This window comes from Planotetraspora mira (genome assembly GCF_016863275.1).
Classification (GTDB): Bacteria; Actinomycetota; Actinomycetes; order Streptosporangiales; family Streptosporangiaceae; genus Planotetraspora; species Planotetraspora mira.
Map to the genome: position 1 here is coordinate 115,373 of NZ_BOOO01000008.1, position 14,179 is coordinate 129,551.

The following is a 14,179-nucleotide window of genomic DNA, read 5'->3' on the forward strand; positions in this document are numbered from 1 at the left end:
CGCACATAAGGGGCAAAGTGCTCGTCAACTGGTGTTACCGGAGACTCCACGCCGGGCATCGCGGGCATACGACGTGATTCATCACCGCCGTTCGACTCACGCTCGATATGTCGCCCTCGGAGGACGCCATGGCCCAGACATCGCACGTCATCACCAGCGCACGCAGGCAACTGGACGAGCCGCACCTTGTCACCCTGCCGCTGGTCGGGACGGTGACCGTGCCTCCGCCCGACCGCCTCGCCTTCTATGCGGTGCTGGGACTGCTCGGGGTCCTGGAGATCGTCGAGTGGCCGATCGTGCTCCTCGTCGGGGCGGGCCACTTCCTCGCCCATCAGCGCCGGTACCCCACGCTGCAAGGGGTGGGCGAGGCCGCCGAGGCGGCCTAGCGGGTCACGGATCGGCCAGAACCTCCGGAGTGATCTCCCCGAGGCTCGGGATGCCGCACACCATCATCGTGATGTCCAGGTCGGCCAGCAGGCTGCGGATCACGTGGCGGACGCCCGCCTCCCCCGCGAGCCCGAGCCCGTAGACGTAGGGACGGCCGAGCAGCACGGCCCGGGCGCCCAGGGCCAGCGCCTTGACCACATCGGACCCGGTGCGGATCCCGCTGTCGAACAGCACGCTGATCCGGTCCCCCACGGCGGCGGCCACCGCGGGCAGGGCGTCCAACGAGGCGATCGCCCCGTCGGCCTGCCGTCCGCCGTGGTTGGAGACGACGACGCCGTCCATCCCCGCGGCGGCGGCGCGGCGCGCGTCGTCGGCGTGCAGGATGCCCTTCAGGATGATCGGGCCGTCCCAGCGTTCCCGCAGGAACGGAAGGTCCTTCCAGCTCAGTGACGCGTCGCCGAAGGTGGCCGTCCACGCGAGGACGGCGTCGTGCAGGTTGTGGTCGCCGATCGGAGAGCCGACCGCCTTCTGGAACACCGGATCGGTGACGTAGTTGGCGATGCCGATCCCACGGAGGAACGGCAGGTACGCCTGGTCCAGGTCACGCGGCCGCCAGGCGAGCGTGTGGTTGTCCAGCGTGACGACGAGGGCCCGATAGCCGGCCGCCCGCGCGCGGTCGAGGAAGCTCTCCGCCAGGTCGCGGTCCTTCGGCCAGTAGAGCTGGTACCACCGGGGGCCGCCCGCGCTCGCCTCCGCCACCTGCTCCATCGAGTGGGCGGCGGCCGTGCTCAGCACCATGGTCGTGCCGAGGCCTGCCGCGGCGCGGGCCACGGCGAGCTCCCCCTCGGAGTGCATGATCGCCAGAACGCCGACCGGGGCGAGCAGAACCGGCGCGGGCATCCGCTCGCCGAGCAGCTCCAGCGACGTGTCCGGCTCCGCGACGCCGCTCAGCATCCTCGGGACGATCCGGTGACGCTCGAAGGCCGCGCGGTTGGCGCGCGCGGTGGACTCCGTGCCGGCGGCCCCGGCGACATAGGCGAACGCCCGGGGCTCGAGCCGCTCCTCCGCCGTCCGTTCCAGCGCGTCGAGGTCGGTCGGCAGGCCGGGCAGCACGCCCTCGAGCCCGCGGAAGTAGATTTCGCGCTGATAATCGGCGAGCACGGCCATGATCGCTCCCCTTCCTGTGACGCGGCTCAGGCGGGTGTCGGGCCGTGTGGCCGCATCGGGCGATCAGCGAGTCTCCTGGGCGATGATCGACCGCCCCACCTCGCAACTTGCACTCCGCAAGATCTCGATACCGTCGACCCTACGCCTCCGGTTTTCGCCCGGGTAAGGCAGCTCGGCTCTCTCCACCGCGGTACGGACGAGTCGTGGCCGCGCCCCTGACGTCCGGCCGAGCCGTACGGCAGCCGGTCGGCGCCGGCGCCCACGTCCGGGACTCGGACCGTAGTCTCACCGGTATGAATCTTGGACGGTTGAGCAGCGCGGGCCTGATGTCGTCCGACGGCACAGCGGCCCTGGTGTCCGCGCGTGCCCGGCGCCGGGCACGCGCGTCCGCCCAGACGCGATGAGCGGCACCACGGACACGGCCCCCGCACTGAGCCCGCACCGGCCCCTCGCCCTTCGTCTCCCCGCGGCGCTGCTGGCCTGCGTGGCCGTGCCGGTAGGGATGATCACGCTGCCGTGGGCGGCGTTCATCGTGGTGGCATGCGTGAGATCGCTGCTCCGCGGCTCCGAAGGGAACTGGCTCGGACTGGTGACGATGGGCGTGGCCCCCCTCGTCGGATACCCGGCAGCGGCCGTGTTGTGGTCGCGCTCCCGCCGGGCCGCGACCCTGCGCCGGGGATGGATCCTCGCGCTGCTGGGCGTCCTCGTGATCGTCGCCGTCTCCTTCATGTCCCTCTACGCGCTCGGATACGGCTTCTACGACGAGTGGAAGGAGACCCAGCCCGGCGGCCGGGGCTATCACCCCTGACGAACCCGGCCTGCCGTACGAGCCCGCCCCTTCGAAGACCCGAAAATGTCGCATTGGGTGAGGTTGACGACAATCGGTGTCCCTGTGATCGTCTCGCCGTAAGATCACAGGGGTGTTGCTGGGGAGAGACCCGGAGCTCGGGGTCATCGATCGGCTGGTTGATGAGGTCCGGGCGAGCACGGGCCGGGCCCTCGTGCTGAAGGGCGAGCCGGGAATCGGCAAGTCGGCTCTGCTGGACCATGCGGTGATGCGAGCCGGGCGGGACATGCGTGTGCTCCGGGTGGCGGGTGTCGAGGGTGAGGCCGAGCTGCCCTACTCCGCCCTCCACCTCCTGCTGCGTTCCGTCATCGACCGGATCGGCGTGCTGCCCGCTCCCCAGGCGGCCGCGCTCCGCGGCGCCTTCGGGATGGGACCCGCCGCAGGCGCCGACCGGTTTCTGGTCGGGCTCGCCACCCTCACCCTGCTGTCCGAACTGGCCACGGAGCAGCCACTGTTGTGCCTGGTCGACGATGCCCACTGGGTCGACACCGCATCCGCCGACACCCTGCGTTTCGCGGGACGCCGCCTTGAGCACGACCCCGTCGGCCTGATGATGGCGGCCAGGGAGGGCGGGCGACCGGCCGGCCACGCGTCGTCCTCCACGGACCTTCCGGTCATGTGGCTCGGCGGGCTGCCGCACGACGCGGCGACGGCCCTGCTCGCCCAGGAGGCCCCCGGTTTGCCGGCGCGGCTCCGGGACCGGGTGCTGGCCGCCGCGGGCGGCAATCCGCTCGCCCTGCGGGAACTGCCCAAGACGGTGGGCGACGAGGACTCGCCCACTGATCCACTGCCGATCACCGAACACCTGCAACGCGCCTTCACCGGGCAGATCGACCGATTGGAGGAGGCCACCAGGAATCTCCTCGTCATCGTCGCGGCGGAGGGCACCGGTGAGCTGGGCACGGTGATGCGGGCCGCCGACCTCCTCGATGTGCCGACGACGGCCCTGGCCGAAGCCGAGCGGGCCGGACTCGTCGTCGTCACCGCCGGCTCGGTGCGGTTCCGGCATCCGCTGGTGCGGACCGCGGCCTACCGGGGTGCCTTGTTCACCCAACGGCGTACCGTGCACCAAGCCCTTGCCGGGATCGTCGCCGGGAGCGATCCGCACCGATGGGCCTGGCATCTCGCCGCCGCGGCGTTCGGACCGGACGAGAGGGCCGCCGCCGCCTTGGAACGGACGGCGGAGAGCTCTGTACAGCGGGACGGCCAGGCCGCGGCCGTCGCGGCCTACGAGCGGGCGGCACAACTCAGCGAGGACGGCGCGGCGCAGAGCCGGCGCCTGTCGGCCGGCGCCGTGGCGGCGATCGAGGCCGGCCTGTTCCAGCGGGCCGAGGAGTTGTGCGACGCGGCCGCGCGGCTCACCGATGAGCCGGTCGTCCTCGCCCGGCTGGCCAACGCCCGTGGCCGGCTGGAGTTCGAGCATGGCAGCCCGCGAGTCGCCGCGTGCCTCATGCTCGACGGAGCCGTCAAAATCGCCGTCGAGGCGCCCGCGGAGGCCGCCGGAATGCTGGTGATGGCGACCTACTACGCAGGGCACGGTGTGGACCTCCCGCTCGCGGGCCAGGCGGTGGCGATCCTGGACACGCTCGATCTGCCGGCGGACCACGACTTCCAGCCGTACATGCGTCAGGCACGCGGGTTCTACAAGATCATCGCGGGTGATGTCGCCGACCCCGCCATGTTCTTCGCGCTCCGTCCCACCTCGGTCTGGGAGCGGACCTGGACGGCGCGCGTGCTCACCGTCGCCGGGCACGCGTCGGCGGCGCTGGAGATGTCGGCGGCCATGGTCGCCGAGACGCGGACGACCGGCCTCATCGGGCACCTCGCCAACGCGCTCTTTCACCAGGCCTGCGCTCAGGCGCTGCTCGGGCGGCATCAGGCCGCGGCCGAGTCGGCCCAACAGGCCCTCACGATCGCGGCCGACACGGGCCAGGGCTCAGTCGCGACCTATCTGCGCGGCTTGCTCGCCTGGCTGGCGGCGCTGGACGGGGACGACGAGCGCTGCGTCGCCTACGCCGACGAGGCGATCCGCCATGCCGATGACCATCGCGCCCCGCCCAGCGCGGCGGACGCCACCTGGGCGCTGGCCCTGCTCGATCTCGGTCGCGGCCGCTACGAATCCGCGCTGAGCCGAATGGAGAACCGGTGGCGCTCCTGGCCGTACAGCACCGCCTGGGCCCGGAGCACCGCCGACCATGTCGAGGCCGCGATCCGGGCCGGGAAGCCCGGCATCGCGGCCCGGCTCGTCGGCGAACTCGAAGCCGACATCGGGAAGCTCCTCGACCCGTGCGGCCCGTCCATCGTGGCCCGTTGCCGCGCCCTGGTCAGCCCGGCGGAGGAGGCCGAACACCACTTCAGGACGGCCCTGGGGCCGGGAGCGTGCGAGGACCGGCCGTTCGAGCGGGCACGCACACTACTCGTCTACGGCGAGTGGCTCCGGCGTGAGCATCGCAAGACCGAGGCGCGGGTCCAGCTCCGGGCGGCCCTGGAGATCTTCCGGCGCACCGGGGCGGAGCTCTGGGCGAGCCGCGCCCAGGCCGAACTGCGGGCCACCGGCGACCGCTCTGCCACCCGTGTCCCCGAGTCCCGCCTGGTCGGCCGGCTGACCCCTCAGGAACTCCAGGTCGTACGGCTCGCCGCGACCGGTGCCACCAACCGTGACATCGGAGCGCAGATGTTCCTCAGTCCGCGCACGGTGGCCCAGCACCTCTACCGGGCGTTCCCCAAGCTCGGCATCACCACCCGTACCGAACTCGCCGCCCTCGACCTCGATCTCTGACCGAGTCCGGGCACGTGCCCGTGTGGGGGCGATGCCGGCGGATGCAAGCGGCCCGCCGGACATTTCACACGCTCTTCGGTCGCACAAACGCACGCGGGGGAACGAATTGAGTCATCTGACTCAGTTCTCCGATCGCGGTCGAATTCGAAATGGCGACCGGTTTAACCCGCCACGGACCGCCGGTGAACGGCCGGAGCCGCCCTCGTGGCGATTTTGAGTATTCCGTCGGATTCATTTCAAGATCGCGCCCTCATAGCGTTGCCGATGGATAACGGCCAATTCGACGGGAAGGCCCCCATGAAGAACATCTTGAAGCGGACCGCCGTGCTCGCGGGTGCCGCGGCCCTGGCCGGCACGGTGATGGCGGCTCCGGCCTCCGCCGCCACCCCCGCCGGCATCTGCGGCTCCGGTTACTACGTGCTCGACTCCCACGCCGTCGGCGCCTACGCGACGGTCTACGTGCTGTACAAGAGCGGCGGCGACAACTGCGCCGTCACCCTCCTGAAGAAGCCGGACGGCAAGAAGCACCAGCTCGGCGTCTACCTTCGGTACCAGGGTGGCACGATGCAGAAGGACGTGGACATGTACAGCACCTACGCCGGCCCTGTGTATGTGCACGCCCCGTCGAAGTGCATCGAGTGGAGCGGCCTTTCCGGCATCGACGACGGTACCTACGTCAGCCCTTGGGAGTTCTGCGACTGACCCGTCGCCCCGGTGCGTGGACCCCGCTCCCAGCCGATGGGATGCGGGGTCTTTCCGATCACTGATTTCCGTACGGCAGGCCCGAACATGAGCGGGTGTCGTTCCCTACCGCTATCCACGGGTGGCGGAAAGATCATGGTCGTACGGTTTCAGGGTGATGGCGCTCGCCGTCTTTCTGATGCTCTTGATCAGGAGGCCCTTCCACGGGATGTAGGGCATCAGGCGGTAGTTCTGGTTGAGGAACCAGGCCATGAATCTGCTCTCGGGGACCGTCCACTTGGCCACTCCCTGGCCTGCCTTCTGGCAGCCTGCGACGTAGTTGCGCATCGTCTCCTGGTAGCCGGCGAAGCCGGCGCGGTAGTCGCCGCCGGCCGCGGCCAGTTCGCCCGCCAGGACGTACGCGCCGACCACGGCCAGGCCGGTGCCCATGCCCGACAGCGGCGAGGGTGAGTAGGCGGCGTCGCCGAGCAGCGTGACCCGGCCGCGCGACCAGGTGTCCAGATGGACCTGGCTGATCGAGTCGAAGTAGAAGTCGGGCGCGTCCCGCATGGCATCGAGCAGCCGGGGAGTCTCCCAGCCGACCCCGTCGAACACCTCGGCGACGATCTTCTTCTGCTGTTCGACGTCGCGCCGGTCGTAGGCCAGCGGGGGCGAGCCGAAGTAGAACAGGGCCTTGGCCTCGGTATTGTCTCGGGCGCTATAGACGTTGACGATCTTGCCGGGGACGCCGTACATCTGCCCGGTGTGGTCCAGCCCCAGATGGTTGTCCAGGGTGAAGATCGCGAGGTAGAGGCCCAGGTCCTCGACGAAGTCCCGCTCGGGGCCGAAGGCCAGCGCGCGCACGTTGGAGTGCAGCCCGTCGGCCCCCACGACCAGGTCGAACCGCCGGGGCGCGGCCCGCTCGAAGGTGACCGCCACGCCGTCGGCGTCTTCGGCGATGGCGGTGATGGAGTCGTCGAAGAGGTATTCGGTGTGGTCCTTGGTGGCGTCGTACAGGATGCGGGCCAGGTCGCCGCGCAGGATCTCGAGATCGCCGCTGAACATGTCGGAGGGAATGGTGGCGACCTTCTTGCCCGCGGTGTTGACGTGAGACACGTCGCCCATTTGGGTCTGCAGGCGCTCGATGTCGGCCAGGATACCCATCCGCCGGAGCACGGTGAAGTGCACGTCGCCACGGAAGTCGACTGCGTAGCCGCCGTCGCGCAGGGCGGGGGCCCGTTCGACCACCGTGGGAGTGAACCCGTGCCGGCGCAGCCAGTAGGCAAGTGCCGGGCCGGCGATGCTCGCCCCCGAGATCAGAATGTTCGCGTTCGCTGGTTTGGTTGTCATGCGACGAGCGTGGCCGACAGCGCTCACCGGCCGCTCACCGCTGGCTCACTGGTCTGGGGCTCTGCTCACGGCCAGGACTTTGATGGCCGACTCCGGTACGCCCGCCAGGCGAAGAGCGTCGGCCAGAGACATCCGCGCTCCCTCCTGGTAGGCGGCTTCGTACGGCGAGCCGCCCAGAGCGGTCCGGGCGGCGGCGGCGACCTTCGCGGCATCGGGATCGGGCCCGGCGGCGCTTCCCCACAGTACGGTGGCCGCACCCAATAGCCGCGCCGCCCGCGCCGCGTCGTTCTCGGCGAGAGCGGTCCCGGCGAGGGCCTCGACCGCGCGGGAGCCTTCGGGGAGCGGGCCGGCCAGCGCCACCTCGACGGCGCGCACGTACCAGACCCGGGCCTCGCGGGGTACACCGGACGATTCGGCGACCTTGCCAAGTCCCATAAACGTGTTGAGACGGCTCTTGCTGCTCTTGAGCCAGTGTGTCTCGAATCGCTCCAGTGCCTGCTCGTACAGCCGGCGCGCCCCGGACAGGTCGCCGCTCAGCCGGGCGATGTCGCCGAAGCCGGTCATTGCGGCGGCGAGGTAGGTGGGACTGCCCGCGCGGCGCGCGATCTCGGCGGCCCGCTCATAGTCCGAGCGCGCTGCGGCGAGGTCTCTCGCCGACCCGGTCCGGGCGCGATGGACGCGATAGTCGCCCCGGTTGCACAGAAGGTCGGTGACGTCCTCCATCGCACCGAGCTGCTCGGTGTGGGCGAGGGCCTCGCCGGTCAGGACTATCGCCTTGTCGGGGTCGTCGCGCAGATATGCCAGGCCGGCCAGCGAGTCCAGCGCCAGCGCGGTCCCCCATCGGTCGCCGAGCGCCCGGAAGGTCTCGACAGCCGTGGCGAACGCCTCCTCGGCCGCCGCGAACCCACCCGTCAGGAGCTGCGGATAACCCCACACCACGTTGCTGATCGCCGCCTGCCACCGATCCGATGCCGCACGCCCACGTGTGATCACCGATATCACCACCGCGGGATCGCCCATCGGGGTATTGATCACGGGCCAGAGGAACGCGATGGCCGGATGGCCCAGCGGCCGATCCTCGCCGGCGACGATCGACTCGACCGCCGACCGGCACCGGTCCCACACTCGCAGTCCGCCACCGGCGGCCGCGATCAGCGCACAGAGCACATAGTCGGTTTCCAGCCCCGCGGGCGGAGTGGTGCCGGTCGCCTCCAGCAGTGCGGTCGCCCAGGGTGTCACCGAGGCGCGGGTGCCGCTCAACCAGATGTACCAGGCCATCGACGCGAGCAGCGCGAGCCCCAGCTCGGTCTCGCCCGACTCGGCCGCCCACCGCAGCGCCGCGTGCAGGTTCCCCTCCTCCGCCTTGAGCGTCGCCAGCCACCGGAGCTGCTCGGGGCCTCGCAGGTGCGGATCGGCGGTTCTGGCCAGCTGCAGGTAGTGGTCGGCGTGCGCGCGCCGCACGGCGCCGGCCTCCCCCGCCTCCTCCAGCCGCTCGGCGCAGTAGGCGCGGATCGTCTCCAGCATGCGGTAGCGCCCATCAGCGATCTCGATCAGAGACTTGCCGACGAGGGAGTCCAGCACGTCCTCGGCACCCGGCACCGCGCAGACCCACCGCGCCGACTCGACGGTGGCGCCACCGTGGAAGACGGTCAGGCGCCTGGCCATCGCCCGCTCGGCCTCAGACAGCAGATCCCAGCTCCACGCCACGACCGCGCGCAGCGTCTGGTGCCTGGCCTCGGCGGTACGGCTGCCCCGCGACAGCAGCCGGAACCGGTCGTCCAGCCCGGCGGCGAGCTCCTCCACATCGTGCGTGCGCAGCCGCGCCGCCGCCAGTTCGATCGCCAGCGGCAGGCCGTCGAGGGCATGGCAGATCCGCCGCACGGCCTCGGCGTTGGCATCGTCCACGACGAAGCCCGGCCGTACCGCGGCGGCCCTGTCGGCGAACAGCCGCTCGGCCGGGGCCGGCGCGAGCGGCCGGACCGGCCACAAGTTCTCGCCGGTGATACCCAGCGCCTCCCGGCTCGTCGCCAGGACCCGCAGCGTAGGGCAGCGTTTCAGCAGCCGCTCGGCCAGCGCCGCCACGGCGTCGACCACATGCTCGCAGTTGTCGAGCAGCAACAGCACCGCCCGCTCGGCCAGCGCCGCGACCAGACGCGACTCCGGCCTCACCCCAGCCCGCCCGGCATGAAAGCCACTCTCCCGCAATCCGAGCGCCCCGAGCACGGCCGCGGGCACCTCCGCCCCGTCACGCACCCGCGCCAGCTCCACTAGACACACCTCGAGCTCCGCGCTCGCGCTCACGGCCTCGATGGCCAGGCGGGTCTTGCCTGCGCCGCCGGCGCCGAGCAGGGTGACCAGGCGGGCTCGCGCCAGCAGGCCGTTGACCGCGGCCAGGTCGTCCGCACGGCCCACGAAGGTGGTGAGCTGGGCGGGGAGTGCGGGCGCGACCGGGTCGCCGCGTAGCAGGGAACGGTGGATCGCGGCGAGCTCGGGTGAGGGGTCCGCGCCGAGTTCGTCGACCAGGAGCCGCCGGATCTCCTCGAACGCGACCAGTGCCTCGGCCTGCCTGCCGTCGGCTCGCAGCGCGCGTATGAGCAGGCCCCACAGCCGTTCTCGTAGCGGATGCCGGGCGGTCAGTTCCCGCAGCTCCGGGACGACCGCCCGATGCCCGCCCTGCTGGAGTTCGGCCTCGATCCGGTCCTCCAGGGCGCCGAGTCTGCGCTCTTCGAGCCGAGCCGCCGCGGCCCGTACCGAGTCGGCGTCGGCGACGTCGGCGAGCGCGGGACCGCGCCAAAGGTCGAGCGCCGCGCGAAGGAGCTCCGCGGCCCGTGCGGGGTCGCCCCGCCCGAGGACCTGCCGCCCCTCGTCCGACAGCCGCTCGAAACGGTAGGCGTCGACGATTCCAGGATCGACCAGCAGCCGGTAACCGGCGGGGACGAACTCGATCGCGGCACCGGGGCGCAGCACCTGACGGAGCCGTGACACCTGTGACTGCAAGGCGTGAGCCGCCCCGTCGGGGGCTTGCCCGCCGTACAGATCGTCAATCAGCCGGTCGAGCGCCACCACCTCGCCGGCGCGGATCGACAGCAGAGCCAGGAGCGCCCGCCGCACCGGCCCGCCCAGCGCCACCTCACTCCCGTCATCACGCCACACCCGCGTGACACCCAGGATCCCGATCCGCATGCGTTCCATCATCTCCCCTCGCCCTCACCCGATGGAGATCTCCGAGCTTGTCGGTGCCGTCTGGCAGACTGCCGCCATGCTTGATCACGTGTCGATTCAGTGCGGAGATCTCGTCAAGAGCGCGGCCTTCTACGACGCTGTTCTGGCGCCGCTCGGCGGTCGACGGATCATGGAATTCGGTCCAGTCATCGGATACGGCGTTGACCGCCCCACGTTCTGGATTGGCCGGCAGTCGACCGGCGACGGTTTCCGCGAGTCGCACATCGCTTTCGCGACAACCGACCGCCGGCTCGTCGATGCCTTCTTCGCCGCGGCCATCGGCGCCGGCGCGGAGGTCCTGCATGAGCCCCGAGTCTGGCCGGAGTACCACCCCGACTACTACGGCGCCTTCGTACGCGATCCCGACGGCAACAACGTCGAGGCGGTCTGCCACCGATCCCGCTGAACTCACCGCTTCATCCACGCTCCGGAGCACGCATGCGCGTCCCACCGACCATGCCCTCTTCTGCCGCGAGTCGCATAAGAGGGGCCCGGAGCTGTCATGCCTTGCTGTCGTGGATGGGAATGGATGCAGTGACCCGCCAGCCGTTGGTGGCCGGTCCTGCGGTGGCTGTGCCGCCGAGTTCCTCCGCACGTTCGGCGATTGAGCGGAGCCCGATTCCGGGGTGCCATGTGGCGGGTTCGCTTCCGTCGTCGCTCACGTCGACGTGCAGGTTGTCGTCGACGCGTAGCGTTATGCGGCAGTTGCGGGCGCTGGAGTGGCGCAGCACGTTCGTCAGCGCCTCCTTCGCGATCCGGTAGCCCGCGAGTTCGACCGCCGGGGACAGGGCGGGCATGGGATGGGGTGCCTTGACTTCGACGGCGACCTCTCGGGCAGCCTGCCTGGGGATGGCCGCCACGTGTTCGCGCAAGGCGCCGTCGAGTCCGAGTTGATCGAGTTCCATGGGGCGCAGGCCCTGAACGATGTGCCGCACGTCGTCGATGACCACTCGCAGGTCAGTGCGCAGCTCACCGATCAGCTGACCGGCGGCTTCGATGTCGGATCGCAGCAGGCGAGATGCCGCGTCGGCACGGAATGCCAGGCTGGTCAGTGAAGGGCCGAGGCCGTCGTGCAGCTCGCGTTGCAGGCGTACCCGCTCGGCTCCTGTCGCTTCTACGGTGGCGGCGCGGGCTTGACGCACCTGTTCGGTGAGTTGGAGGGCGTGCAGTGCGACCGCGAGGGGTGTGCCGATCAGGCTCAGCGTGTCGCGATCGGCGGTGTGCAGGCTGCTTTCGCCGCGGCGTAGCTCGACGCGGAGCGTGCCGACGTGGTCGCCGCGGTAGTGCAGTTCGATCTCGGTGGTGTTGCCGTCTTGTGGTGTGCCCGCTTGGGAGAGGACCGCGTCGTCGTCTGAGGCGTACAGCGCCAGCCACGGGATGCGTAGGGCGATGCGGGTGCGGTCGAGTGCCTCCACGAGGTCGTCGTCGTGGTTCAAGGTCTGCCCGATCTGTTGTGCGGTGCGGGCGGGGTCGGACCGGCCGCCGTAGAAGGCGCGGCCGGTGAGACGTTGCATCAGCAGGCGTACAGGGGTGAATCCGATCGCCACCGCGATCGCCGCGCCCGCTTGCACACCCCGTTCGGCGGTGGGAGGCACGAGCATGGAGAAGGCGGCGACGAGGCCGGCGTACGCGGCGACGATCACTGTGAGTGTCAGGCCGTAAAGCAGTGTCCGGGAGAGCACCAGCCGGATGTCGAACAGTTGGTGGCGCACGATCGCGACACCGACGGCCAGGGGGATCAGCACGAACGACAGCAGCAACAGGATCGGCCCGTTGCCGGTGATCCAGCGTTGTGTGTTGAGCAGGAGCATGGCGATCAGCGCGAGGATGAGCCAGAGCAGTTGGCGCTTCGTACGCTCGTCGCCGCTCCGATACCGGACCACGAGAGCCGCGATCCAGGCGAGGTTCAGGGGGATGAACAACAGGCCGAAGATCGTGTCGGCGAGGTTGGGCTGGACGAGGCCTATGTTGAGGACCGAGGTGACGCCGGGATGGTCGAAGAACGTGCCGGTCGACAGGACACTGCTGACAGCCTCATACAGTCCGGCGAGGATCGTCAGCCATAAGACCGGAAGCCAGCGGCGTGACGGCAACCGTTCGTCGGGAAAGAGCAACAACGCGATGTTGGCGAGGAAGCCGATCCCCAACTGCCAGCCCGCGAAGTAGAAGGTGACCAACGTGCGCTCCATCGGCAGTGGCCAGCCGTGTTCGAGCCCATAGGTCAGCAGCATCCCGCTGGTAGCGGTGACCAGATGGCCCAGCCCGCTGATCATGAAAAGTGTGCCGACCCGGTGACCGGGCCTGTGCCATCCGATGATCGAGCCGGGCAGGGTGAACCCGATGCCGAACACGATGTTGGTGATCGCGTATGTGTCTATCCAGTCCCGCCACGAGACGCCCGCGAGGTTGGCGAAGACGATCGCGGTCGCGGCCAGAACGGCGCCGGCGATTCCGACTGCGGTGACGCGGACGCGCGAGTCAACCACGGCGACCGAGCCCGGCGTCTTTGGCGATGACGATCGCCTCACCCCGGGTGGAGACGCCCAGCTTGAGCAAGATCGCCGAAACGTGGTTCGCGATCGTCTTGTGGGACAGGTGTAACCGCAGCGCTATCGCCCCGTTCGTCGCTCCAGTGGCTATCTCGTCCAGCACCTCCCGCTCGCGGGGGGACAACTGCGGAAGAGGTGGATTCGGCGCCGAAAGCCGGTCGATCAGCCGGCCTGCCACCGCCTGAGAGAAGATCACATCACCCGCGGCCACCGCGCGGATCGCACGCTCGATTTCGTCCGACTCGGCGGTCTTCAGCAGGTAACCGCGGGCGCCGGAGCGCAACGCCTCCGTCACCATCGCATCCTCGTTGAACATGGTCAGGACCAGAACCGCCGTACTCGGGTAATCGCGCATCACCCTCCGGGTCGCCTCAATGCCATCCATTCCGGGCATGCGCAGATCCATGACGACCACATCGGGGCCGTGCAGCGCGATTTCCCGCAAAGTCGCCTCGCCGTCCCCGGCGTGTGCCACCACCTCGATACCCGGAATTGTTTCGAGCAGAAGCGCGAGTCCGCGCCGTAGCGCCGGGTGATCGTCGGCGAGGAGCACCCGTATTGCAGCGGGCGCGCCGCGACTTGTCTCCATGCGCAAAGTATGACCTTGGGCGGCGCGGCCGCAGGAGTGCACAGCCTCAGTCGCCATAGGTGCGCATTCCCGATCGAACCGGGAATCTGTCCCCTCCTCGCATGTCCGACAGGGAACCTCGCCTCATCCGCTCGTACCGCCCGCCGTCGCAGACTGACGTCCACACGCCGCCGGAAGGGACCCGCGATGCGCGACGCCAGATCTCCCGGGAAGGCACGGAAGGGTGCCACCGCACGTTGGGGGCTGGTCCTCGCCGTGGCATGCGCCGGTACGGATATCGCCGTGTCCGTCTACCGACTGCTGCTGGGCTCCACGGCAGCGGCCGTGGTCCTCGGCATCGGAGTCCTGACCCTCGCGGCGACCTGGCCGACATGGCGGGGCGCGGTGTGGGCTCGCAACACGGTCGTCTCCGCCCAGGCGATGGCGGGGCTGACAGGCGTGCCGGCGTTCGTGCTCCCGAAAATCCCGCCGATCGACGTCACGATCTCCGCTGCGCGGCTCATCGCAGCCTTGATCGTCGCGGTATTGCTGCTCACGACCACACACCCGGACATCTGACACCCACGTACACGAACCGGCCGACTTCTCCGCGGCCATGGCAGACAGGG

General features: G+C 70.0%; 11 protein-coding genes. 6 read left to right on the forward strand and 5 right to left on the reverse strand.

Features of this window, described 5'->3' with window-relative positions:
- Positions 1 to 128 precede the first annotated feature (128 nt).
- Positions 129 to 386: a hypothetical protein gene (locus tag Pmi06nite_RS07750; RefSeq protein WP_203952197.1), complete on the forward strand. Its 258-nt coding sequence runs from the start codon at positions 129 to 131 to the stop codon at positions 384 to 386.
- 4 nt (positions 387 to 390) lie between these two features.
- Here the strand turns inward: Pmi06nite_RS07750 and Pmi06nite_RS07755 are convergent, their stop codons facing one another.
- Positions 391 to 1,554, reverse strand: a complete 1,164-nt coding sequence (locus Pmi06nite_RS07755; RefSeq protein WP_203952198.1) for a lactate 2-monooxygenase — start codon at positions 1,552 to 1,554, stop codon at positions 391 to 393.
- Between the two features lie 400 nt (positions 1,555 to 1,954).
- On the opposite strand from Pmi06nite_RS07755, the gene Pmi06nite_RS07760 reads away from it, so the two are divergent.
- The 3 genes from Pmi06nite_RS07760 (at position 1,955) to Pmi06nite_RS07770 (ending at position 5,882) form a co-directional block, all read left to right on the forward strand.
- Positions 1,955 to 2,362, forward strand: coding sequence for a hypothetical protein (locus Pmi06nite_RS07760; protein WP_203952199.1), 408 nt, complete (start codon positions 1,955 to 1,957; stop codon positions 2,360 to 2,362).
- Between the two features lie 112 nt (positions 2,363 to 2,474).
- Positions 2,475 to 5,180 (forward strand): helix-turn-helix transcriptional regulator, encoded by a 2,706-nt coding sequence (locus Pmi06nite_RS07765; protein ID WP_203952200.1) that lies wholly within the window; start codon positions 2,475 to 2,477, stop codon positions 5,178 to 5,180.
- Positions 5,181 to 5,477: 297 nt separating this feature from the next.
- A complete protein-coding gene (locus tag Pmi06nite_RS07770) occupies positions 5,478 to 5,882 on the forward strand; it encodes a spore-associated protein A (protein WP_203952201.1) in 405 nt (134 codons plus the stop codon).
- Between the two features lie 111 nt (positions 5,883 to 5,993).
- Here Pmi06nite_RS07770 and Pmi06nite_RS07775 read toward each other — a convergent pair whose 3' ends face one another.
- Together Pmi06nite_RS07775 and Pmi06nite_RS07780 are read right to left on the reverse strand one after the other, a co-directional pair.
- Positions 5,994 to 7,211, reverse strand: coding sequence for an FAD-dependent monooxygenase (locus tag Pmi06nite_RS07775; RefSeq protein WP_203952202.1), 1,218 nt, complete (start codon positions 7,209 to 7,211; stop codon positions 5,994 to 5,996).
- Positions 7,212 to 7,256: 45 nt separating this feature from the next.
- Positions 7,257 to 10,394 (reverse strand): ATP-binding protein, encoded by a 3,138-nt coding sequence (locus Pmi06nite_RS07780; RefSeq protein ID WP_203952203.1) that lies wholly within the window; start codon positions 10,392 to 10,394, stop codon positions 7,257 to 7,259.
- Between the two features lie 76 nt (positions 10,395 to 10,470).
- On the opposite strand from Pmi06nite_RS07780, the gene Pmi06nite_RS07785 reads away from it, so the two are divergent.
- A complete protein-coding gene (locus tag Pmi06nite_RS07785; RefSeq protein ID WP_203952368.1) occupies positions 10,471 to 10,839 on the forward strand; it encodes a VOC family protein in 369 nt (122 codons plus the stop codon).
- 94 nt (positions 10,840 to 10,933) lie between these two features.
- Here Pmi06nite_RS07785 and Pmi06nite_RS07790 read toward each other — a convergent pair whose 3' ends face one another.
- Entirely contained in the window at positions 10,934 to 12,919 is a 1,986-nt protein-coding gene (locus tag Pmi06nite_RS07790; protein WP_203952204.1) for a sensor histidine kinase, read from the reverse strand.
- Entirely contained in the window at positions 12,912 to 13,571 is a 660-nt protein-coding gene (locus tag Pmi06nite_RS07795; RefSeq protein ID WP_203952205.1) for a response regulator transcription factor, read from the reverse strand. Before Pmi06nite_RS07795 ends, Pmi06nite_RS07790 begins: the two co-directional genes overlap by 8 nt.
- Positions 13,572 to 13,853: 282 nt before the next feature.
- Here Pmi06nite_RS07795 and Pmi06nite_RS07800 point away from each other — a divergent pair, with 282 nt between their 5' ends.
- A complete protein-coding gene (locus Pmi06nite_RS07800; RefSeq protein WP_203952206.1) occupies positions 13,854 to 14,129 on the forward strand; it encodes a hypothetical protein in 276 nt (91 codons plus the stop codon).
- The last annotated feature ends 50 nt before the right edge of the window (positions 14,130 to 14,179 follow it).